Annotated in this window: 22 protein-coding genes; 9 read left to right on the top strand and 13 right to left on the bottom strand. The window is 60.8% G+C overall.

Features of this window, described 5'->3' with window-relative positions; all coding sequences use genetic code 11:
- Window positions 1-103: 103 nt before the first annotated feature.
- From BMY36_RS01105 to BMY36_RS01085, 5 genes are all read left to right on the top strand, one after another.
- On the top strand, window positions 104-2176 hold the full coding sequence (locus BMY36_RS01105; protein WP_050518853.1) for a TRAP transporter permease: 2073 nt from the start codon (window positions 104-106) through the stop codon (window positions 2174-2176).
- On the top strand, window positions 2173-2526 hold the full coding sequence (locus tag BMY36_RS01100; protein WP_050518807.1) for a DUF1850 domain-containing protein: 354 nt from the start codon (window positions 2173-2175) through the stop codon (window positions 2524-2526). Before BMY36_RS01105 ends, BMY36_RS01100 begins: the two co-directional genes overlap by 4 nt.
- Window positions 2527-2621: 95 nt before the next feature.
- Window positions 2622-3821, top strand: a complete 1200-nt coding sequence (lhgO, locus tag BMY36_RS01095; RefSeq protein ID WP_050518808.1) for an L-2-hydroxyglutarate dehydrogenase — start codon at window positions 2622-2624, stop codon at window positions 3819-3821.
- Window positions 3818-5569, top strand: coding sequence for a sensor histidine kinase (locus BMY36_RS01090; RefSeq protein ID WP_050518809.1), 1752 nt, complete (start codon window positions 3818-3820; stop codon window positions 5567-5569). The genes lhgO and BMY36_RS01090 overlap by 4 nt, the downstream gene beginning before the upstream one ends.
- Window positions 5566-6858 (top strand): sigma-54-dependent transcriptional regulator, encoded by a 1293-nt coding sequence (locus tag BMY36_RS01085; protein WP_050518810.1) that lies wholly within the window; start codon window positions 5566-5568, stop codon window positions 6856-6858. Before BMY36_RS01090 ends, BMY36_RS01085 begins: the two co-directional genes overlap by 4 nt.
- On the opposite strand, the gene BMY36_RS01080 is transcribed toward BMY36_RS01085, so the two are convergent.
- A complete protein-coding gene (locus BMY36_RS01080) occupies window positions 6848-7621 on the bottom strand; it encodes an EcsC family protein (protein WP_050518811.1) in 774 nt (257 codons plus the stop codon). The two genes, BMY36_RS01085 and BMY36_RS01080, sit on opposite strands and share 11 nt — an antisense overlap.
- 39 nt (window positions 7622-7660) lie before the next feature.
- Window positions 7661-8143 carry a GNAT family N-acetyltransferase gene (locus BMY36_RS01075; protein WP_050518854.1) on the bottom strand — a complete coding sequence of 161 codons (483 nt, stop codon included), beginning with the start codon at window positions 8141-8143 and terminating at the stop codon, window positions 7661-7663.
- Window positions 8144-8321: 178 nt separating this feature from the next.
- Here BMY36_RS01075 and BMY36_RS01070 point away from each other — a divergent pair, with 178 nt between their 5' ends.
- Window positions 8322-9182, top strand: coding sequence for an S-methyl-5'-thioadenosine phosphorylase (locus BMY36_RS01070; protein WP_050518855.1), 861 nt, complete (start codon window positions 8322-8324; stop codon window positions 9180-9182).
- A gap of 20 nt (window positions 9183-9202) precedes the next feature.
- The gene (locus BMY36_RS01065) at window positions 9203-9733 is read left to right on the top strand and encodes an adenine phosphoribosyltransferase (protein WP_050518812.1); all 531 of its coding nucleotides are present in this window, start codon (window positions 9203-9205) and stop codon (window positions 9731-9733) included.
- Window positions 9734-9951: 218 nt separating this feature from the next.
- Here BMY36_RS01065 and BMY36_RS01060 read toward each other — a convergent pair whose 3' ends face one another.
- From BMY36_RS01060 to coxB, 11 genes are all read right to left on the bottom strand, one after another.
- Window positions 9952-11370 carry an FAD-binding oxidoreductase gene (locus BMY36_RS01060; protein ID WP_050518813.1) on the bottom strand — a complete coding sequence of 473 codons (1419 nt, stop codon included), beginning with the start codon at window positions 11368-11370 and terminating at the stop codon, window positions 9952-9954.
- Window positions 11371-11418: 48 nt separating this feature from the next.
- Complete coding sequence (locus BMY36_RS01055; protein ID WP_050518814.1) at window positions 11419-12204, bottom strand: MBL fold metallo-hydrolase; 786 nt, start codon at window positions 12202-12204, stop codon at window positions 11419-11421.
- A gap of 60 nt (window positions 12205-12264) precedes the next feature.
- Window positions 12265-12849 (bottom strand): GNAT family N-acetyltransferase, encoded by a 585-nt coding sequence (locus BMY36_RS01050; protein WP_050518815.1) that lies wholly within the window; start codon window positions 12847-12849, stop codon window positions 12265-12267.
- A complete protein-coding gene (locus BMY36_RS01045) occupies window positions 12849-14108 on the bottom strand; it encodes a M16 family metallopeptidase (RefSeq protein WP_050518816.1) in 1260 nt (419 codons plus the stop codon). The genes BMY36_RS01050 and BMY36_RS01045 overlap by 1 nt, the downstream gene beginning before the upstream one ends.
- Window positions 14105-15490 carry a threonine synthase gene (gene thrC, locus BMY36_RS01040; protein ID WP_050518817.1) on the bottom strand — a complete coding sequence of 462 codons (1386 nt, stop codon included), beginning with the start codon at window positions 15488-15490 and terminating at the stop codon, window positions 14105-14107. Before thrC ends, BMY36_RS01045 begins: the two co-directional genes overlap by 4 nt.
- Before the next feature lie 12 nt (window positions 15491-15502).
- Entirely contained in the window at window positions 15503-16174 is a 672-nt protein-coding gene (locus tag BMY36_RS01035) for an SURF1 family protein (protein ID WP_050518818.1), read from the bottom strand.
- 94 nt (window positions 16175-16268) lie between these two features.
- Window positions 16269-17069, bottom strand: coding sequence for a cytochrome c oxidase subunit 3 (locus BMY36_RS01030; protein ID WP_050518819.1), 801 nt, complete (start codon window positions 17067-17069; stop codon window positions 16269-16271).
- A gap of 52 nt (window positions 17070-17121) precedes the next feature.
- A complete protein-coding gene (locus BMY36_RS01025) occupies window positions 17122-17694 on the bottom strand; it encodes a cytochrome c oxidase assembly protein (RefSeq protein WP_050518820.1) in 573 nt (190 codons plus the stop codon).
- Window positions 17691-17906, bottom strand: a complete 216-nt coding sequence (locus tag BMY36_RS01020) for a cytochrome c oxidase system small membrane protein (RefSeq protein WP_050518821.1) — start codon at window positions 17904-17906, stop codon at window positions 17691-17693. Before BMY36_RS01020 ends, BMY36_RS01025 begins: the two co-directional genes overlap by 4 nt.
- A 1-nt stretch (window position 17907) precedes the next feature.
- The gene (cyoE, locus tag BMY36_RS01015) at window positions 17908-18837 is read right to left on the bottom strand and encodes a heme o synthase (protein ID WP_050518822.1); all 930 of its coding nucleotides are present in this window, start codon (window positions 18835-18837) and stop codon (window positions 17908-17910) included.
- A 55-nt stretch (window positions 18838-18892) separates the two neighbouring features.
- Entirely contained in the window at window positions 18893-19729 is an 837-nt protein-coding gene (coxB, locus tag BMY36_RS01010) for a cytochrome c oxidase subunit II (RefSeq protein WP_414811673.1), read from the bottom strand.
- Between the two features lie 174 nt (window positions 19730-19903).
- On the opposite strand from coxB, the gene tldD reads away from it, so the two are divergent.
- Both tldD and BMY36_RS01000 read left to right on the top strand, forming a co-directional pair.
- Complete coding sequence (tldD, locus tag BMY36_RS01005; RefSeq protein WP_050518824.1) at window positions 19904-21325, top strand: metalloprotease TldD; 1422 nt, start codon at window positions 19904-19906, stop codon at window positions 21323-21325.
- Between the two features lie 248 nt (window positions 21326-21573).
- Window positions 21574-21774: transposase (locus BMY36_RS01000; protein ID WP_175469226.1), on the top strand; the 201-nt coding region annotated here is incomplete at its 3' end.

Here is a 21774-nt window from a genome sequence, read left to right as displayed (position 1 = left end):
AAGGGCGGCCCGGCACCCCCGGCGCCGCCCTTTTTTGACCGCGAAAACCAAGTTTTGACCGCGCACGCCGATGTTTTGGCTGCGCAAGCTCAGGGGCGTCAGCATGCAACCCAATTCCACCACTGAACCTACGCACCACGACCCCCTCTCCTCTGGCTTTCCGCCCGGCGTCGAAGGCCGCATCCTCTTTTGGATTGCTGTCGCTTTTTCCGTTTTTCAAATCGCCACCGCCGCCCATATCGTCGATTTCGCAAGCCAAATCACCCGCGCGTTCCATGTGGGCTTCCTTGCGCTCCTCGGCTTTCCGCTGCTGGCCATCCTGAAAGGTGGGTCGCGCAATGCCCGCATTATTGGCTGGTCAATGGCCTTACTCGGCGTCACCGTGGCGGCGTATCAATGGTGGGAATACGTCCCCCTGATCTTGCGCGCGGGCGATCCTTTGCCTGCGGATATCCTCATCGGTTGCATCGCATTGTTCACCGTGTTCGCCGCCGCTTGGGCGCTGATGGGCCCCGCCTTGCCCATCATCGCGGGTCTGTTCCTGTCCTATTGTCTGTTCGGTGAATATCTGCCGCGCCCCTTCAACCACCGCGGCTATGACTTTTCCCAAGTCGTCGATCACATGGCGTTCGGCACCGAAGGCATCTACGGCATCCCCACCTATGTCTCCTCCACCTTCATTTTCCTCTTCATCCTGTTCGGCTCGTTCCTGGAAAAAGCGGGCATGATCAAACTGTTCACCGATGTCTCCCTCGGCCTTGTCGGCCACAAACAGGGCGGCCCGGCCAAAGTGTCGGTGCTGTCCTCCGGCCTTATGGGCACCATTTCCGGCTCTGGCGTGGCCAATGTCGTCACCACCGGGCAATTCACCATTCCCCTGATGAAATCCTTTGGCTACCGCCCCGCGTTCGCGGGCGGGGTGGAGGCGACCGCCTCCATGGGCGGCCAAATCATGCCCCCTGTCATGGGCGCCGTGGCCTTCATCATGGCCGAAACGCTTGGCGTGGAGTATTTTGAGGTGGTCACAGCCGCCCTCATCCCCGCCATTCTCTATTTCGCCTCCGCATTTTGGATGGTTCACCTAGAGGCCGGGCGCGCCAACCTCGTCGGCATGGCAAAGGCCGATCTGCCCTCACCCCGCAAGGCAATCCGCGAAGGCTGGCACCTTGTTCTGCCCCTCGCTGTCCTCGTCTACCTGCTCTTTTCGGGCTACACGCCGCTCTTTTCCGGCACCATCGGGCTTGCGCTCACCGTCATGCTTATCCTTGGGGCCGCCGCATCCCTCAACCTGCCCGAAGGCGTGTTCCGTATCATCTTCTGGATCGGCCTCGGCCTCATCGCCGCCGCCTTTTTCAGCTACGGCATCTGGGTCGTAATGACCGCCATCGCGGCCCTCGTCGCCCTGAACGCCGCCACGAAAGGCGGGCGCGAAACCCTGACGATTTGCCGTGATGCGCTGGCCGATGGGGCCAAAACCGCGCTGCCTGTGGGCATCGCTTGCGCGCTTGTCGGCATCATCATCGGCACCATGACACTTACGGGCGTCGCCAACACTTTCGGCAGCTTTATTGTGTCCGTGGGCCAAGACAGCCTGATCCTGTCGCTCATCCTCACCATGATCACTTGCATCATCCTTGGTATGGGCATCCCCACCATCCCCAATTATATCATCACATCAGCAATCGCAGGCCCAGCGCTTCTGGAACTCGGCGTGCCCCTGATCGTCAGCCATATGTTCGTGTTTTACTTCGGCATCCTCGCCGATCTCACCCCTCCCGTGGCGCTGGCCTGCTTTGCCGCCGCCCCCATTGCCAAGGAATCCGGCCTGCGCATTTCCATGCAAGCGGTGAAAATCGCCGCCGCAGGTTTCGTCATTCCCTTCATGGCGGTCTACACCCCGGCCCTGATGCTGCAACCGGGCGGCCCCTTGGCGGATGCGATCGGCTTCATCCCCGCCGTCGCCTATATCGTGCTAAAGGCAAGCATCGCGATTGCGCTGTGGGGCGCCGCCGTTATCGGCTGGCTCGGTCGCCCGCTGGCCATCTGGGAACGCACGCTGGCCGTGGCCGCCGCCGCAACCCTCATCGCGGCCCTGCCCATCACCGACGAAATCGGCTTTGCGCTTGTCGCCCTTTTCGCCGCCAACATCTGGTACCGCCGAAAGCAAACCGCATGACCGCCTGTCTCATGGTGGGGGCGACAATGCTCGCCCTCACCAGCCCAAACTTCACCCTGCGCTGGACCCATTCGGTTGAGAAAATCGAATGGCGCGAATCCTACCACATCACCGCCAAAACTCTCACCCTCACCCGCGCTGCGATCAAAGGGTCTGGCGCAGGCATGGAACCCGCCGACACTGCTAAACTCGAAAATGGCTGGTGGGTCTGGCACCCGATGACCCAACTCCCCGCCCTCACCCTCGCCGCCTCTGGGGCCACAGGCGCAGGCTGGCAGCTTTGCACCCCCGACTGCCAAACCCTCGGCCAATCCCCCGGCCAACCCATCACGCTCAAACCCTGCCCCTAAACCCCCTTCCCCTTTCATCTTGGCTTAAATACCTTGAGGGGAATTGCCGCCAGGCAAGGGGGCCAACGCCCCCGCAACCATTACGAAGGCCGCATATGTCCCAAACCACAGATTTCGCGATCATCGGCGGCGGCATCATCGGCCTTGCCACCGCGCTCGACCTGCAATCGCGCCACCCAAGCGCCAAAATCACGCTGCTGGAAAAGGAATCCACCCCCGCCCGCCACCAAACCGGCCACAATTCTGGCGTCATCCATGCAGGCGTCTACTACGCCCCCGGCAGCCTCAAAGCCCAGTTTTGCGCCAAAGGTGTTCCCGCGACCAAGGCGTTTTGCGCCGAACACCAAATTCCCACCCAAACCTGCGGCAAGTTAATCGTCGCCACCGACCCAACCGAACTGCCGCGCTTGGCCACACTCGAATCCCGCGCCCGCGCCAACGGCATCCAAATCGAACGCCTATCGGCAGATGACGCGCGCGCGCTCGAACCCAACATCACCACCGCAGGCGCGATCCTCTCCCCCAGCACCGGCATCGTCGATTACGCCGTGATGGCCCAAAAAATGGCCACCCTCTTCACCACCCACGGCGGAACCATCCAGTATAACACCCGCATCACAGGCGGCGCAGAAACCACAACAGGCATCACGCTGCACACCACCACGGGGCAAGTTTCCGCCGCCAAGGCTGTGTTCTGCGCGGGCCTGCACGCCGACCGGATGGCCCAAACCTTTGGCGCAGAGATTGATTTCCGCATCATCCCCTTTCGCGGCGATTATTTCGCGATCAAAAACCAACCCCATGATCTGGTGAACCACCTCATCTACCCGGTCCCCGACCCCGCCCGCCCGTTCCTCGGCGTCCACCTCACCCGCAAACTGAACGGCGGTTTCACCGTCGGCCCCTCGGCCGTGCTGGCCGGCGCGCGCGAAGGGTATGGGCGTTTCAGCCTCAACCCCCGCGACCTCGCAGACAGCCTCAGCTACCCCGGCTTTTGGCGGTTGATCGCGCGCAACGCAGGCTCGGCGGTGGATGAACTCAGCGCCAGCTTGATCAAACAGCGCTATCTGAAAAAGGTGCAAAAATACTGCACCCGCATCCAAATCGACGACCTCGCCCCCTATAAATCGGGCGTGCGCGCGCAAGCCGTGTCGCGCGCGGGCCAGATTATCGACGATTTTCTGTTCGTCGACACCCGCCACAGCTTGCATGTTTGCAACGCGCCTTCCCCCGCCGCCACCTCCGCCATTCCCATCGCGGCCCATATCGCCGACCGCCTGCTGGCCGCGCCATGACGGGCACGCGCACCCTTATTGCCGCGATTACCCTCGCTCTCTGCGCCGCCCTTCTCGCCTATACCCTCACCCACCGCAGCAGTATGGCGGCCCTGAATACCCAGCTTGATCAAACCCTTATCCTCACCGCCCGCGCGGTCGAAACCGAAGTGGCCCGCTTTGGCGCCCTGCCCGCCATTGCCGCGCAAGATGCCCGCATCCTTGCCGCCCTCGCCCACATCGATGACCCGACCACGATTGATGCCGCCAACCAATACCTCGCCACCACGGGCGCACTTTCGGGCGCATCCCTTTTGTTTTTGATGGATGATACCGGCACCACGCTGGCCACCTCCAACTTTCAGACCGACATGAACCTGATGGGCCGCAATTTCAGCTTTCGCCCCTACTTTCAGGCCGCAATGCAGGGGCAAACCGGGCGCTATTACGCCATTGGCGCGATCACGGGCGACCCCGGCTATTTCTTGTCCACGCCCTTGACCGCCGATGGCGCGCGCGGCGTTTTGGTGGTCAAGGTCGATCTGCGCCCCTTGCAAGACACTTGGACCAGCGCAGGCCTTGCCACCGCGATCATCGACCAAGACGGGGTGGCGTTTTTGTCGGGCGCGCCCGAATGGCTGTACCGCCCCACCAAAGCGCTGTCGCCGGGCGCCTTGGCCCGCATCCACGATGCGCGCACCTATGACGGCGTCGATTTGCGCAGCCCCGACCCCATCCTAACGGCCCCGAACCGCGCCATGTTGGGCGCAGGCCCCATGCAAATCCGCACCAAACCTTTGACCGATGATGGTTGGACGCTGCTGGCAGGCGCGCCCAACGCCCCCGTCACCACCACGGCCAGCCTTTCTGCGATCGGTGCGGCGCTGCTGGCGTTTCTGGCCACGGGGCTTGCCAAAATCGCACATCAACGCCGCCAATTGGTCGCCCTGCGCTTGCGCCAAAACGCCCTTTTGGAAATCCGCGTGACCGAACGCACCCACGATCTGGCGCTCGAGGTGCAGGCCCGCCGCCAGACCGAAGCGGACCTGCGCGCCGCCACCGATGGGTTGATCCATGCTGAAAAAATGGCTGCGCTTGGCCGCATGTCCGCAGCAATCGTGCATGAAATCAGCCAGCCGTTGGCCGCGATGGAGGCGACGCTGGCCGCCGCCGAAATTGCCCTGCCACCGGGGCAAACCAAAACCCAAACCCGCATCGACACCGCGCGCGGCCTTGTGCGCCGGATGCAGCGCACCACCAAACACCTCAAAAGCTTTAGCCGCAAGGAACAGGGCACCCTGACCTTGGTGAACCTAACCCAAGCCATTGAAAACGCTATCGACCTGACGGCACCCCGCGCCCGCACGGCAGGCGTCACCCCCAAGTTCACGCCCCCCAATCCACCGCTTTATGTCCGCGCCGGGGCCATTCGCATTGAACAGGTCCTCGTCAACCTCCTCCTCAACGCGCTTGACGCCGTGCAAGGCATGCACGCGCCCCAAATCACCCTTACCACCACCGCTGGCCCCGATCTGACCACCCTCACCGTCACCGACACGGGCGCAGGCATCAGCGCCGCCGACCTGCCCCGCGTGACCGAACCGTTCTTTTCCACCAAAATCAGCGGCGAAAACCTTGGCCTTGGCCTATCGATATCCCAAGCAATCGTGCAGGAATTTGGCGGCCAAATCGCTCTGAATTCCACACCCGCAGGCACAACCGTCACCATCACCCTGCCCACACCCGCCCAACAAAAAGGTGCCGCATGACCGTCTTTGTCGTCGATGATGATGCCGATCACCTCGCAGCCCTTTTGGACCTGCTGGACGCGGGCGGCCATACCGCACAGGGATTCGCAGACGCCCAAAGCGCTGTCACCGCCGCCACCCAAACCCCGCCGCAGGCCATCCTGACCGATCTTCGGATGCCGGGCATGGACGGCATGGCCCTGCTGGCCGCCATCACCCAACTGCCCCACGACATCCCCGTTATCCTGCTGACAGGCCACGGCGATGTCACCGCCGCTGTCCAAGCCATTCAGGCAGGGGCCGAGGATTTCTTGGAAAAACCCTATAACGCCAACCACTTGCTGTCTGTTTTGCAACGCACGCTGCGCGCCCATGCCACTCGCGATGAACTCGCCCGCTTGCAAAACGAACGTCCCCACCAAATCGACACCATCCTTGGCGACAGCCCCGCCCTTGCCACCCTGCGCGACCGCATCACCGCACTCGCCCCCCTGAATGTCGATGTTATCCTGACGGGCGACACGGGCACTGGCAAGGAACTCGCCGCCCGCGCCTTGCACGCCGCATCGCCGCGCGCCAATGGCCCCTACATCGCCCTGAACTGCGCCGCCCTGCCCGAATCGCTATTTGAGATAGAGGTGTTCGGCCACGCCGCCGCCGCCTTTCCCGGCGCACAGGAAAAACCTGGAAAACTGGAGGCGGCAAACGGCGGCACGCTGGTATTGGATGAGGTGGAGGCGATGCCTTTGCCACTGCAAGCCAAACTGCTGCGCGCCTTGCAAGAACGCAGTGTGGAACGCTTGGGCGAAAACCGCCTGCGCCCTTTGGATTTGCGCATCATCACCACGTCAAAAACCGATCTGCGCGCGGCCATCGCAGGCGGCACTTTCCGCGCCGATCTATTTTACCGCCTTGCGGGCACCGAACTGCGCCTGCCGCCCCTGCGCGGCCTTGGCCCCGATATCGCGCTTATTTTCGCGCATTACGCGCATCTTGCCGCCCGGCTTTATGGCCGCGCCGAGCCACATATCCCGCTGTCCTTGCGCCGCGATCTGCAACGCCACGATTGGCCCGGCAATATCCGCGAGTTGAAAACCGCCGCCGAACGTTTTGCCCTCGGTCTTGATCTGTCGCTGCCCGACACCGCCCCAAAAGGCGATACCCTGCCCGACCGCGTGGCCGATTATGAAGCGCGCGAAATCACTGCCGCCCTTGCCCGCCACGGCTCGGTGGACCGCGCAGCACAATCTTTGGGCATCGCACGCCGCACGCTGGCCGATAAAATCGCGCGCTACGGCATTACGCCTTAATCCGGGCCAAATCCTTCAACGCCGCCTCAAACCGCGCGCGCACGGGGGCGGCCCCATGCAACGCCGTCAGCCGCAGCAGCCCAAACCGAATATGCGCCAACTCGCGGTAATGCGTCAAAAACGCCGCGTTCAGCGCGGCCCCCGTGACCGCGCCCAAAATCGGCACCGTTTGCGCCGCCAGTTTTTGCGTTAGCACAGCGGCAAATCCCGGCACCACCCGCGCTAACAATGCGTGCAGCGCTGGCCCCGTCAACGTCATCCGCGCCCCCAGAAATGAGGTGTTTATCCCATCATCTTCCGCCAACGGCCCGCCTGATGTCAGCACCCGCAACGCTTCTGCGCGCACTTCGGGCAAGGTGGTGTCAAACCCTTCGGCCTCGGCGGCGCGCAAAATCGCGTGCAAAATCACCGTCACCGTCACAGGCAATTCCGCCAGCGACGTGGCAATCCCGCCCGCACCCCCAATCGCCCCGGTAAACGCGGCAAAGGCGGGGGCGGCGCGCGGCCCGAAATCGGGCACCGCCCGCCCATGCCCCGCCACATCGACCGCACGCCGCAGGGCGTTGCCCGTCACGCGTTCAATCTGATCGCGCACGCCTTTGGGCAAATGCGCCATCTGCTCTTCAATCGTGCCGCCAAATTTGGTGATTATCCGCATCAACGGCCCATTGGCACGCCGCTGCCGCTGCGCCAACTGCGCAATCTCTGGCCCCGGATCGGGGGCCAGCGGGGTGGGCAACAAAGGGTTCACCTTAACGCTCATACCCAAAAGATAATGCGCCCAATGCCCCAAAACAAGCGGTCACGCCCGCACCACATCGCCCACCACGCCGTCCCACGCGCCCAAAACCAACGCCAGCCCCAAAACCCGGTCCGGGTTCGTGGGCGGCGGCATCACCACATCGTTCAACTTGGCAAACCCAAACCGCCCATAATAAGGCGCATCGCCCACCAACAAAACCCGCGCCGCCCCCAGCCCCCGCGCCACATCAAGGCTTTCGGCGATCAACAGCGCGCCCAACCCCTCCCCCTGACGGGTTGGATGCACCGCAATCGGGCCCAACAGAAAAATCGCAGCATCCCCCACCCGCGCGGGCCAATAGCGGATTGCGGCAGCCAAAACACCCTCCGCATCGCGCAGCACAAGGCATAAGGGCGCAATCGTCGGCACCCCATCGCGCAAGCGGTACGACGACAACGCAGTGCGCCCCGGCGCAAAGCACAGGTCATACAGCGCCTCCACCTCGGCGCCATCCGCCATTGTTTCCTGCGTCAACTGGTACAAATTAGCCGCCCCCGCATCTGAAACCGCATGCCAAACGAAAGGGCAAAAAACACGCAGACGCGCCAGTTGCAAGGGTGAAAAACCGCGCCGCCGCATCACGCTTTTGCCCTTTCGCGCAAGGCCACCCCCGCCTATCGTGGGTGCCAACCAACAGCGGGGCAACAGCGGGGCGATGCAAATGGAAACCATGATCGGCGTGATCGGCGGCTCTGGCCTTTATGACATTGCGGGGCTGGAGGGCGCATCATGGGTCAAGGTGAAAACCCCTTGGGGCGCGCCGTCAGACCAAATCCTCGTGGGGCGGCTGGACGGGGTGCCAATGGCGTTTTTGCCCCGCCACGGGCGCGGTCATCGTTTGTCGCCCAGCGATGTGCCCTACCGCGCCAATATTGACGCGCTCAAACGTTTGGGCTGCACCGATGTCATCTCCGTTTCGGCCTGCGGGTCGTTGCGCGCCGATTATGTGCCCGGCGATTTTGTGATCGTGGACCAGTTTATCGACCGTACATTCGCGCGCGAAAAATCATTTTTTGGGGCGGGCTGCGTGGCGCATGTGTCCGTGGCCGACCCCACCTGCCCGCGACTGGGGGCGGCTTGCGCACAGGCCATTTCCGGCGTCACCGTCCATATCGGCGGCACTTACCTTGCAATGGAAGGCCCGCAGTTTTCCACCCGCGCCGAATCGCAGATGTACCGCGCTTGGGGCGCCGATGTGATCGGCATGACCAATATGCCGGAGGCGAAATTGGCGCGTGAGGCGGAGCTGTGTTACGCCTCCGTTGTCATGGTCACCGACTTTGATTGCTGGCACGAAAGCCACGGCGCGGTGGATGTGGCCCAAGTCATCGCCACGCTGACCACCAATTCCGGCCACGCGAAATCAATGATCGCGCGGCTGCCCGCCCTGCTGGGTGCAAGCCGCGCGCCCTGCCCGCATGGCTGCGACCGCGCGCTGGACCACGCCATTATGACTGCCCCCACTGCCCGCGACCCCGACCTGTTGGCCAAACTTGATGCCATCGCAGGCCGCGTTTTGTGAAATCCGCCCAAGGAACCCCCATGAAAACCGTCAAAGATTACATCCGCACCATCGTCGATTTCCCCCATGACGGCATCTTGTTTCGCGATGTCACCACCTTGTTCGCGGACCCGCGCGGCTTTCGCATGGCGATTGACCAATTGCTGTCGCCCTATGCCGGGATGCGCATCGACAAGGTGACGGGGTTGGAGGCGCGGGGCTTTATCCTTGGCGGTGCGGTGGCGCATCAGCTTTCCACCGGCTTCGTGCCCATCCGCAAAAAGGGCAAACTGCCGGGCCGCACCATCGCCCAAGATTACAAATTGGAATACGGCGAGGCGGTGATCGAGGTGCATGACGACGCGTTTTTGCCCGGCGAAAAGGTGCTGCTGGTCGATGACCTGCTGGCAACCGGCGGCACCGCCGAGGCGGGCATCAAACTGATCGAACGGCTGGGTGCCCAAGTCATCGGCTGCGCCTTTGTCGTTGATCTGCCCGACCTTGGCGGCCGTGCGCGGCTAGAAGCGATGGGGATGGAAGTGCACGCCCTGTGTGCCTTTGAGGGGCTGTAAAAGGCGTTGGCCGTGAAACGCAAAACAAAATGCTGGCTGGTAACCTTTGGTTAACGGAATCACTTTAAACAGGCTTTACCGGGATGACCGGTCGCTGCTTGCAAACACGTGACCACTCAACCCCAAACCCCAGCCCCGCCGGTTCACCCCGGCGGGGCAATTCTTTTTTTGGGCCAGCACAGATAGGTATTTGGACCAAGACGAATGGCAAGGACGCGTTAGGCAAGCAAGCGCAGCACTGCGCCCGGGTTCATGATCCCCGCAGGGTCCAGCGCTGCCTTGATGGCGCGCATCGCCGCCAGTTTCGCCGGATCGCCGTATTTCTCTAAATCATCCACCTTTAGTCGCCCAATGCCGTGTTCCGCGCTGACCGACCCACCCCGCGCATGGGCAAGATCATGCACCAACCCCTTGATCGCCTCGCGGCTGTTTTCATGCTGCGCGCGGGTTTGCCCCGGCACCGGAAACACGTTGTAATGCAAATTCCCATCGCCCAAATGGCCAAAGCAATTGATGCGCCAATCTCCCAACCGCGCCAACTCTGGCCCCGTTTTCGCAATAAAATCAGCCACCTCGCCCAAGGGCAGCGAAATATCATGGCTGGAAATGGACCCAATCCGGCGGTTCGCCTCGGGGATGTTTTCACGCAGGCTCCAAAACTCCGCGCGTTGGGCCAATGATTGCGCGATGGTGCCGTCCAACACCAAACCCGCCTCCATCCCCGCCTCAAACAATCCCATCAGCGCGGCTTGCGGGTCCAACCCTTCGGGCAGGCCCACATCAATTAGCACCATCCACGCCGGGGCCACCGCAAAGGGTTGGCGCTGTTCTGGCATCACCTCGGCCAAAAACGCCAACCCCATGCCGGAAATCAGTTCAAACGCTGACACCAGCCCCCCCAGCCGCGCCTGCGCCAATGCCAACAAATCTAGCGCCGCCGCGGGGTCGCGCACCACCATAAACGCGGTGCCCATTCCGGCGGGCACAGGCGACAGCTTCAAACTCGTCGCCGTGATCACCCCCAGCGTGCCTTCCGCCCCGATCAACAGATTGCGCAGATCGTATCCGGTGTTGTCCTTGCGCAACCGTTTCAGCCCGTGCCAAATCGTGCCATCGGGCAAAACCGCCTCCAATCCCAAGCACAAATCCCGCGCATTGCCATAGCGCAGCACATTCACGCCGCCCGCATTGGTCGCCAAATTGCCACCAATGCGCGCGGATCCTTGGCTGGCCAAACTCAACGGAAACATCCTGTCCACGCTCTGCGCCGCCGCCTGCACCTCGGCCAAGGTCGCGCCCGCCTCTACCACCAAAACGTTTTCCGCGGCATGCACGCTGCGCACCGCGCGCATCCGTTCCAGCGACAAGACCAAAGGCAGCGGCCCACCGTCTTGCACTTGCCCCAAAACCAACCCAGTGCCGCCACCAAAAGGGATCACCCCCACCCGCGCCCGCGCCGATTCCGCAATGATAACAGACACTTCATCAACTGTGCGCGGTCGCGCCACCGCACCCGCCTGACCGCCCACACGCCCGCGCGGATCGGCCAAATAGCGCGGTTCCACGCCCCCCAGAACATCTGGTGACAACAGGGCCGCAAGGCGCTGCACAAAAGCATCATCGGCCGGGTTCAGCATGGGCACTCCTGTCGTTTTGCCAGTCTTACCCCAGCCTATCGCGGCACGTTAGGGCAAATAGTCCGGCTCCAGCACAATGATCGTGGGCTTGCCGGGCAGGCGTGCCAGCGACAAATCAATCTGGCTTATCTCCGGGCGCACCACGTCAAATTCCGTGCTCATTTCCGCCAAGAACACTTCCAGCGATGCCCCCGAAAACCAATGCATCGGCACCACCACAGACGATCGCAGCCGCCGCACGACCGACATCATCGACGGCAAATCAAGGGTATAGCCACCATCCACCGGCACCATCAACACATCCAATCGCCCAATCGCCGCAAACTGCGCGGCATCCGGGATATGGTGCAAATGGCCCAAATGGCCGATGCAAAGCCCCGCCACCTCAAAGATAAAAATCGAATTGCCGCCCGGCCGGACAAACCCGCGGTTCATCACATCGGTCGGCACATTGCGCACCAACACCTCGCCCAGGTCCAAATGATGGTCTGCGTTGTCCCAACCTTGCAGCACATGCGGGATGCGCGGGTCGGGGTTGCTGGTCCAATGGGTGCCATGCGCATTGTTCATGGTCACCACATCGGGCACCGTATCATCCGCGCCGATAAACCCCGTGTAATCGGTCACCAACACTTTGCCCATCGGCGTGCGCAGCGCAAAACTGGCATGGGTCAGATAGCGGATGCGCACCTCGCCCTCCGCCACCGGGGCCGTGAAACTGGCTTTGTGAACTGGGGTTCCCGCATCGGCCAACGCAATGCAATGGCTTGGCACGCGGTCTTGCGCCGCTGCAGGCGCGGCCATCATCAGAAACGAAAGGACAAAGCGCAGCATCGACACCCCCCATGTTTTCCTGTGAAAACCTAGGGCATCACCTGCAAAAGTCACGTCAAATCAGCCAACATCCGTCCGCCCGCGCCTGTCCGCGCGCAGCGCCGCATACAGCACATGGTTGCGCCACCGCCCCGCAATCTGCAAATAACTTTGCGCCACCCCTTCATATTTGAACCCGGTTTTTTCCAACACCCCGCGCGAGGCTGCGTTTTCCGGCAAACACGCCGCCTCCACCCGACTTAAATCCAAACTGGTAAAGGAATGATGAACCATCGCCAAAATCGCCTCACGCATCAGGCCTTGGCGCGCAAAAGGTTGCCCAATCCAATAGCCAATGGTGCCCGCCTGCGACGGCCCGCGCCGAATATTGTCCAGCGTGATCGCGCCCACCAACTGCTGGTCACTGCGCCGTATCATCAGCATCGGCAGCGCCGTGCCCTGCGATTGTGCCCGCGCCGCCCAATACACCCGGTTGGTAAACGCGCGGCGCGACAGATGGTCAGCCGCCCAAACCGGCTCCCAATGGGTTAGAAACGCTGCACTTTCGGCTCGCACCGCCGACCATGCATTCCAATCGCCATGCATGGGCAGGCGCAGCGTCATCCGCTCCGTCTCCACCTTCACCTTGCGGCGAAAACCCAGCATCAGGCGGCAAGCCCGCGCTTGATCTCCTCTAGCCCCGGCGCATCCGCAACCGGACCATACAGCGCCAGCGCCGAATCCGCATGGATCATCTCGCCCGCATAGCGGCGCACATCCGTCGTGGTCACCGCGTCAATTTTTGCCACCGCCTCATCCGCGTCTGGCACCCGGCCATAGATCGCAAGCAGCCGCGCCAAGCGTTCCGCCCGGCTGGATGGGCTTTCCAGCCCCATCAGCATCCCGGCTTTCAACTGCACCCGCGCGCGCGCCACTTCGGCCTCCGTCATATCGCCGCCCGCCCGCTTCAACTCGGTCAGGGTGATGTCGGTCAGCTCGCCAATTTCCGCATCGGACGTGCCCGCGTAAATCGTGATCTGCCCAGCGTCCTCATAGGCCCCCGATTGCGCGAAGATCGAATAGCACAGGCCCCGTTCCTCGCGCACTTTTTGGAACAGACGGCTCGACATACCACCCCCCAGCGCCATCGCGTAAATCTGCGCGGTATAAACATCAGGCGACAAATACCCCGGCGCGTCAAAGGCCAGCGCGAAATGCACCTGCTCCAACGCTTTCACCTCGCGCCGCTCCGCGCCCTTAAACGTCGCGGGCTGGATCAACCCCGTTTTGGCCGGGGCGCGCGCGCCAAACATCGTCTCGGCCTGCGCCACAATCGCGTCATGGTCCACCGCACCGGCAGCCGACAAAATCATGCGGTCTGGGTTGTAATGTTCCGCCACAAACCCGGTCAAATCGGCGCGCGAAAACCCTGCAACCCGTTCCGCTGGCCCCAAAATCGTGCGCCCAAAGGCTTGGTCGGGGTAACACGCCTCTTGCAGCCAATCGAAAATAATATCGTCCGGCGTGTCCAGCGCTTGCCCGATTTCTTGCAAAATCACATGGCGCTCCACCTCAATTTCCTTGGGGTCAAACACCGGGTTCAGCACAATATCGCTAATCACATCCAGCGCCAGCGCCACATCATCCGACAGCACCCGCGCGTAATAGGCGGTCATTTCGCGGCTGGTATAGGCGTTGATATACCCGCCAACATCTTCAATTTCCTCAGCAATCCGCAAAGATGACCGCTTTTCGGTCCCCTTGAACGCCATATGCTCCAGAAAATGCGCGATACCGTTCTGCTCGGCCCGTTCATGCCGCCCGCCTGCCGTGATCCAAATCCCCACGCTGGCCGATTTCAACCCCGGCATCGCCTCGGTGACAATGCGAAACCCGTTTGGCAAAGTGGTCAGGCGGCTGGTCAATTGGCAATCCTTTCACGGATATGGGCTTGCAACACGGCAAGGTCATTGGGCAGACGGGTTAGGCGTTCGTCGCGATCAAACAGATCGGCCATGCGGTCCGGCAGCGCAGGCCGCACGCCCATCGCCGCCTCCACCGCATCGGGGAATTTCGCAGGGTGTGCGGTGGCCAGCGTGATCATCGGCACGACGCCCAAGTGGGCTTCTGCCACCTTCACACCCACGGCGGAATGGGGGCAAAGCACCTCTCCGGTATAGGCAAACGCGGCACGAATGGTCGCACTGGTTTCATCCTCCGAACAACGCCCCGATGCAAATTGTTCGCGCAACATCTGCAACGCGCTTTGCGAAATCGTAAAGCCGCCCGATTTCATCTCACCCATCAACTGCGCCACGGCCATGCCATCGCGCCCGTAAGCATCAAACAAAACCCGCTCAAAATTCGATGATACTTGAATATCCATCGACGGGCTGATCGACGGCTTCACCCCATTCGTGCGATGCTCTCCCGTCCGCAGCGCGCGGTCCAAGATGTCATTATGATTGGTCGCAACCACCAACTGATCAATCGGCAACCCCATCGCCCGCGCGATATAGCCTGCAAAAATATCGCCGAAATTCCCCGTCGGCACGGTGAAGCTCACCCGCCGCCCCGGCGCACCCAACGCCACCGCAGAGGAGAAATAATACACCACCTGCGCCAAAACGCGGGCCCAGTTGATTGAATTCACCCCCGCCAACCGCACCCCATCGCGAAAATCCATGTCGTTGAACATGTCCTTCACACGCGCTTGGCAATCGTCAAAATCGCCGTCCATCGCAATCGCGTGCACATTCGCCTCCGATGGGGTGGTCATTTGGCGGCGCTGCACCTCGGACACCCGGCCATGCGGGTACAAAATGAACAAATCCACGTTCGACAGACCGCGAAACGCCTCCATCGCGGCCGACCCGGTATCGCCGCTGGTCGCACCCACAATGGTAATCCGCTGGCCCGACTTCGCCAAATCCGCCTGCATCATCTGGCCCAGCAGTTGCATCGCGAAATCTTTGAACGCCAGCGTCGGCCCATGAAACAGCTCCAGCAAAAAGTGGTTCGGCCCCAGCTGCACCAATGGCGCGCGCGCGTCGTGCCCGAAACCCTTGTAGGCGGCCGCAATCAAACCGCGAAACTGCACCTCGGTGAATGTGTCGCCCAAAAACGGCCACATCACGCGAAACGTAACCTCCTCATACGGCAAACCCGCCAGCGCCGAAATCTCCTGCGCGCTCATCTGCGGCACATGCGCGGGCACATACAGCCCGCCATCGCGCGCCAGCCCGGTCATCATCGCCTCGGCAAAACTCAGCTCAGGGGCCTGACCCCGGGTGGAGATATAGCGCATCAAACGCCCCCTTTATGCAACGTTCCGCCTCATACGCCACAGCAGCAGCACTGTCATCCCCGCCCAGACGATAGCAAGCAAAAACCATGTGATCGCATAGTTCAAATGATCGTTTGTAATCGCGGCGCTGTCCACAGGCAGCGGTTCAATCCCGTCGCCTGTGTCACTGCGCGCCACCACCAACAAAGGCTCCGCCTTCAGTGCTGCGGCCAATGCCACCACATCACGCGCAAACCAAATCCCGGTTTTGGCATCCGGCGCGGGGGTGTAACCGTCCACCTCATCAGGCCAAACCAAATTGCCAGTCACCGCCAGCGTGACAACCTCACGCGGCAATCCCCGTGCCGCCTCGGCCAAAAACCCACGGTCCAGCAAAACCCGGCGCCCTGTGTCGGTTTTCAACACCGTAACCACCCGGTATCCCGCGCCAATTTGCTTGCGACTGACCAACACATCCACGCTGTCCTTGGTCAATTCACCACTGACCGACACAGGCAAATATTGGTCCGCCACCGGGTCCGGCACACCGGGCAGGTCCACCGGAATAGCCGCAATGCGCGCATCAATCTGCGCCAAAACCTGCTCTTTCCACGCAAGGCGCTGCACTTGCCAAAGGCCCAGCGACACCAAAATCGCCACCCCGGCCAGCCCAAACATCAAGGGCAATATCACGCGCCGCATCATCCGCAATTCCCGTCCATATCAACCGTTTTGAAAGCGAAAAGCGCGGCCCTTTCGGCCCGCGCCCTTCTAAATTTTGGTCAGCCCTTGGTGCCGATCACTGGCCCCAAACATAGATAGAGGCGAACAAGAACAGCCACACCACATCCACAAAGTGCCAATACCACGCCGCCGCTTCAAACCCAATATGCTTTTCCGGGGTGAAATGGCCTTTGTACGTCCGGATCAAGCAAACACCCAAAAAGATCGTCCCAATCAAAACGTGGAACCCGTGGAACCCGGTCGCCATGTAAAAATTTGCACCATAAATGTTGCCCGCAAACCCAAAGGCCGCGTGGCTGTATTCATAAATCTGGAATCCAGTGAACAGCGCGCCTAACAAAATCGCCAGAATAAGCCCGTTCTTCAAATCCTTGCGGTTGTTGTCATGCACCAACGCGTGGTGCGCCCAAGTCGCCGCAGCGCCCGAACACAGCAAAATCAACGTGTTGATCAACGGCAGGTGCCACGGGTCAAAAGTTTCCACGCCTGCGGGCGGCCAAACGCCGTCAATCCCCGGCGACAATGGCCCCATCGGATACATCGCGTGTTTGAAAAACGACCAGAACCACGCCGCGAAAAACATCACTTCGGACATGATGAACATGATGAAACCATAGCGCAGGCCAATCCGCACCACAGGCGTATGGTCGCCCACTTGGCTTTCCGCGATCACATCGGACCACCAGGCGAACATCACATACAGCACCATGGCAAGCCCGATCAGCCCCATCCAAGGGCCGGACCCGTGCATCCAAATCACCGCGCCAAACAGCATGATGAACGCGCCAACCGAGGCCATAAGCGGCCAAATCGACGGTGGAAGAATATGATAATCGTGGTTCTTGGCGTTGGCCATGGTCGTCGTTCCCTCGGTTTTTATCTCAAGCGCCGCTTGGATGCGGTTTTTATCAGTTTACAGGCGCAGGCGTTGCGGGGGCAAGGCTTGCTTGCTCCTCAACCGGCAAATCCGCCTCATAAAATGTATAAGATAGGGTGATTTCATGCACAAACTTGCCTTCACGGTCCGTCACAATGGATGGGTCCACGAAAAACGTGACGGGCATCTGCACCCGTTCGCCCGGCTGCAACACCTGTTCGGTAAAGCAGAAGCACGCAATTTTGGTGAAAAAACCACCTGCAGCGTCGGGCGCCACGTTATAGCTGGCCATGCCGCCCACCGCGCGGTCCGTCGGGTTATACGCCTCATAAAACGCAAGGCCGGTTTCGCCAATCCGCACTTCCATCTCTCGCTGCATGGGTTTGAATTCCCACGGCATATCGCGATCTTTGGACGCGTCAAACCGGATGGTGATGGTTTGGTCCAAAATCACATCGGGTGCGACAGACGCCACCAAGGGCGTGCCACCAAACCCCGTAACCCGACAAAACCAGTCGTAAAACGGCACTGCCGCAAAGGACAGCGATACCATAAGCACCGCGACGCCGGTCAATTGCGCGGCAGTTTTATTAATGGGGGTCATTGCTTGGGGGCCTCCTCAACAGGAACACGGACAGAATTGGGCACCAACTCTGGGCGCACCACATGATCAAACGCCTGCATTTCGCCAAGGTTCATCACCTTGACCACCGTCAGGCCAAACACCAACGCGACAAAGGCGACCAAGACCAGGCCCAACCCCACATTGCGGCTGAACCGGCGCTTGTGCATGTCATGTTCTTCGCTAAATACCATTTTACCAGCCTCCAAGCCCGTAAGGTTTCAACGCCGCCTCGGCCAGAAACGCGCCAAATATCAAGAACAGATACAGCAGGGAAAACTTGAACACTTGCTTTTCCACCGCGTATTTATCCGCCGCAGCCATCACCTCATCGCGCCGCCAAATCCGCCATGCGCCCAGCAAGAATATGCCGTTCAACACCACCGATACGGCCAAAAACACCGGCCCGCCAATCGACGTGAACGCAGCGCCAACCGCAAAGGGGATCAGCAGGATCGTATACACCAACACATGCGCCCGCGTGACCTTTTTGCCATGCGTCACAGTCAGCATCGGCACACCAGCCTTGCTGTAATCCTCGTTCATAAACAACGCCAAAGCCCAGAAATGCGGCGGCGTCCACATGAAAATAATCATGAACATCAACACCGCTTCAACGCCCACATTGCCCGTCACCACGGCCCAACCGATCATCGGCGGAAACGCCCCCGCAGCCCCGCCAATCACAATGTTTTGCGGCGTGGACCGCTTCAACCACATGGAATACACCACGGCGTAAAAGAATATCGTAAACGCCAACAACCCCGCCGCCAACAAGTTCGTCGCCAACCCCAGCATCACCACCGAAATGCCCGACAGCGCCATGCCAAACCCAAGCGCCTCGCCCGGCAACACCTTGCCCGCAGGCACAGGGCGGCGCTGCGTGCGCTTCATCACCGCGTCAATATCGGCGTCCCACCACATGTTCAGCGCGCCCGATGCCCCTGCCCCAAGCGCAATGAACAAAATCGCGGTCATCGCAATAAACGGATGGATTTGCCCGGGCGCCACCAAAACGCCGACCAACGCCGTAAACACCACCAGCGACATCACGCGCGGCTTCAATAGGGCGATGTAATCACCAAACCCTGCCTCTTTATCATGGGGAACCGCCGCGTCGCTCATCTCACATCCTTACGTCAAAACCGGGGGCGCAGGGTTGCCCCCGCGCCGCCTTTCCTCAATCAGCCAAGGCCACATCCACAGGTGCCGCTGGCAGGCCCGCAAACTCTTGTTTGGCCCCTGCCAACCAGGTTGCATAGGCCTCCTCAGACACCACCTTTACGGTGATCGGCATGTACGCATGGTCCTTGCCGCACAGCTCCGAACATTGCCCAAAATACACGCCCTCACGCTCGGCATTAAACCACAGATGCGCCAAACGGCCGGGCACCGCGTCTTGCTTTACGCCAAACGCTGGGATGGTCCAGGAATGGATCACATCTGCGCCAGTCACTGTCATCACAATGGTCTTGCCAATCGGCACCACAACGGATGTATCGGTCGCCAGAAGGTAATCGCTTTCGGCAAAACCCGCCTCAACCAACTTGTCGCGCGGCAGCAAAAAGCTGTCGAATGCGAAATCTTCATCCACATATTCGTAACCCCAGTACCACTGATACCCAGTCACTTTAATGTTGATGTCGCCTTTCGGAATTTCCTGCTGCTTGAACAGCACGGGCAGCGAATACACCCCAATCACCACCAAAATCAGGATGGGCACAATTGTCCACGCCACTTCCAGCGGGCTGTTGTGCGTGAATGTCGCGGGCGTCTTGTTGCGCTTTTCGTGGAACCGCCATGCGCACCACAACAACAGCGCCGTCACAAACACCGTGACCACCGTGATGATGATCAAAATGAAATGGTCCAACCACTGCAAATCGCGCGCCAATTCTGTCGCAGCAGGCTGAAAGCCCATGCCACCCGGAATAGGCCGCCCCACCACTTCCAAATCCTGTGCAAAAGCGGCGCCCGCCGCCATCACTGCACCAAATCCGGTAAATCCTGTCATCATGCGCATCTGCAATTCCCGTTCGTTACGCGGCCATTTGGCCGTTTTTCAAGCTTTACCCTAACTTAGGGCAGAATCCCGTTGTTTCTACTCTCGGTGAAACCATATTAAGACCATGACGACAAGAGAAACCATTGCGGCAAACCGACGCCGTTTGATGTAAATCAAGGACTTTCCATGACAGACGCCCCTTTCCGCCCCTTCGACACCCATCTGGATGAGGCGGTTGCCCTTGATCTTCTCCGCCAAGCCACGCACGGTGCCGATGATGGAGAGCTGTTTTTGGAACGCCGCCGGTCCGAGGCGATTGTTCTGGATGATGGTCGCGTCAAAACCGCCAGCTATGACGCATCCGAAGGGTACGGTCTGCGCGCCGTGCGCGGCGAGGTGGCAGGCTACGCCCATTCCACCGAAATCTCCGAATCCGCGCTGCGCCGTGGCATGGACACCGCACGTTTGGCTGTGGGCGCTGGCGGTGGCACATTGGCCGATGCGCCCAAAGGCACCAACACCCGGCTCTATACCGATCAAAACCCGATGGCAGACGCCAGTTTCGCTGGCAAAATCGACCTGCTGCGCGAAATTGACGCCTACGCACGCGCCCTCGACCCCCGCGTGATCCAAGTCTCCGCCACATTGGCGGCGGGCTTGCAAGAGGTGGAAATTCTGCGCCCCGAAGGGCTGCGCCTGTCTGACATCCGGCCCATGGCGCGGCTGAACATTTCCGTCATCGTCGAACAAAACGGGCGGCGCGAATCGGGCGGTATGGGGGGGGGCGGCCGCTACGGCCTTGCCCGCCTGATGGACCCCGCGCATTGGCAATCTGTGGCGCGCGAGGCGCTGCGCATCGCCCTTGTTAACCTAGATGCCGTCCCCGCCCCCGCAGGCGTGATGGACGTGGTCCTCGGCGCCGGCTGGCCCGGCATTTTGCTGCATGAGGCGATTGGTCACGGGCTGGAAGGTGACTTTAACCGCAAAAAAACCTCTGCCTTCTCGGGGCTCATGGGCCAGCGCATCGCGGCAAAGGGCGTGACCGTACTGGATGATGGCACCATCCCCGATCGTCGCGGCTCGCTGTCATTTGATGACGAAGGCACGCCAAGCCAGCGCAATGTGCTGATCGATGACGGTGTGTTGGTCGGCTACATGCAAGACCGCCAAAACGCACGGTTGATGGGCGTGGCACCCACCGGAAACGGGCGGCGCGAAAGCCACGCGCACATCCCGATGCCGCGCATGACCAACACCTATATGCTGGGCGGCGATACCGACCCTGCGGAAATCGTCGCGTCGTTGAAAGACGGCATTTACGCCGTGGGTTTTGGCGGCGGCCAAGTCGATATCACCAACGGCAAATTCGTGTTTTCTTGCACCGAGGCGTACCGCGTGCAAAACGGTGTGATCGGCGCACCGGTCAAAGGGGCCACCTTGATTGGCGATGGGGCGACCGCGCTGCAAAAAATCCGCGCGATTGGCAATGATATGGCGATGGACCCCGGTATTGGCAATTGCGGCAAGGCGGGCCAATGGGTGCCGGTTGGGGTGGGCCAGCCGACCTTGATGATCGGCGGGTTGACAGTGGGCGGATCAGCGGCCTGATTTTATGGGGCCAGGGCGGAAAGCGGGGGACATTCTGTCCCCCGCTTTCCGCCCTGGAAGGTATTTGCGGATTTATGTATCAAACGCACCAACAAAAGTGAATCCTTTGCGTGCTGATTTTGCTAGATTGCCCTCATGCAGGACAAAAGCATCAACAAGGCCTTATTGGCACTACGCAAGGCAATGGCTCTGTTGCACAAATCCCATGAGGGATTCATCTTGTGAATCCAGCATGGTAGCTGTGTGGTATGAGTAAACCGACACCCCTCGCCTACAAGACCAGGAACTGGTCCGCCTATAACGAAGCGCTCAAGCGTCGTGGCTCGCTGACGATTTGGTTCGATCCCACCATGACCTGGGAGGCTGCGCCGACCGGAAAACGTGGCCGACAGCCCGACTACAGTGACGCTGCGATCCAGACATGTCTGACGATGAAAGTACTGTTCGGC

It is taken from the genome of Pseudorhodobacter antarcticus (genome assembly GCF_900110135.1).
In the GTDB taxonomy this organism is placed as follows: Bacteria; Pseudomonadota; Alphaproteobacteria; order Rhodobacterales; family Rhodobacteraceae; genus Pseudorhodobacter; species Pseudorhodobacter antarcticus.
Note: the sequence above shows the minus strand (reverse complement) of the source record. Positions and strands in the feature narration are given on the sequence as shown.

Excerpts from the sequence above, each read along its gene's own strand:
- BMY36_RS01105 (WP_050518853.1), top strand. The coding sequence starts at position 104 with ATGCAACCCAATTCCACCACTGAACCTACGCACCACGACCCCCTCTCC.
- BMY36_RS01100 (WP_050518807.1), top strand. The coding sequence starts at position 2,173 with ATGACCGCCTGTCTCATGGTGGGGGCGACAATGCTCGCCCTCACCAGC.
- lhgO (WP_050518808.1), top strand. The coding sequence starts at position 2,622 with ATGTCCCAAACCACAGATTTCGCGATCATCGGCGGCGGCATCATCGGC.
- BMY36_RS01090 (WP_050518809.1), top strand. The coding sequence starts at position 3,818 with ATGACGGGCACGCGCACCCTTATTGCCGCGATTACCCTCGCTCTCTGC.
- BMY36_RS01085 (WP_050518810.1), top strand. The coding sequence starts at position 5,566 with ATGACCGTCTTTGTCGTCGATGATGATGCCGATCACCTCGCAGCCCTT.
- BMY36_RS01080 (WP_050518811.1), bottom strand. The coding sequence starts at position 7,621 with ATGAGCGTTAAGGTGAACCCTTTGTTGCCCACCCCGCTGGCCCCCGAT.
- BMY36_RS01070 (WP_050518855.1), top strand. The coding sequence starts at position 8,322 with ATGGAAACCATGATCGGCGTGATCGGCGGCTCTGGCCTTTATGACATT.
- BMY36_RS01065 (WP_050518812.1), top strand. The coding sequence starts at position 9,203 with ATGAAAACCGTCAAAGATTACATCCGCACCATCGTCGATTTCCCCCAT.
- BMY36_RS01060 (WP_050518813.1), bottom strand. The coding sequence starts at position 11,370 with ATGCTGAACCCGGCCGATGATGCTTTTGTGCAGCGCCTTGCGGCCCTG.
- BMY36_RS01055 (WP_050518814.1), bottom strand. The coding sequence starts at position 12,204 with ATGCTGCGCTTTGTCCTTTCGTTTCTGATGATGGCCGCGCCTGCAGCG.
- BMY36_RS01050 (WP_050518815.1), bottom strand. The coding sequence starts at position 12,849 with ATGCTGGGTTTTCGCCGCAAGGTGAAGGTGGAGACGGAGCGGATGACG.
- thrC (WP_050518817.1), bottom strand. The coding sequence starts at position 15,490 with ATGCGCTATATCTCCACCCGGGGTCAGGCCCCTGAGCTGAGTTTTGCC.
- BMY36_RS01035 (WP_050518818.1), bottom strand. The coding sequence starts at position 16,174 with ATGATGCGGCGCGTGATATTGCCCTTGATGTTTGGGCTGGCCGGGGTG.
- BMY36_RS01030 (WP_050518819.1), bottom strand. The coding sequence starts at position 17,069 with ATGGCCAACGCCAAGAACCACGATTATCATATTCTTCCACCGTCGATT.
- BMY36_RS01025 (WP_050518820.1), bottom strand. The coding sequence starts at position 17,694 with ATGACCCCCATTAATAAAACTGCCGCGCAATTGACCGGCGTCGCGGTG.
- BMY36_RS01020 (WP_050518821.1), bottom strand. The coding sequence starts at position 17,906 with ATGGTATTTAGCGAAGAACATGACATGCACAAGCGCCGGTTCAGCCGC.
- cyoE (WP_050518822.1), bottom strand. The coding sequence starts at position 18,837 with ATGAGCGACGCGGCGGTTCCCCATGATAAAGAGGCAGGGTTTGGTGAT.
- coxB (WP_414811673.1), bottom strand. The coding sequence starts at position 19,729 with ATGATGACAGGATTTACCGGATTTGGTGCAGTGATGGCGGCGGGCGCC.
- tldD (WP_050518824.1), top strand. The coding sequence starts at position 19,904 with ATGACAGACGCCCCTTTCCGCCCCTTCGACACCCATCTGGATGAGGCG.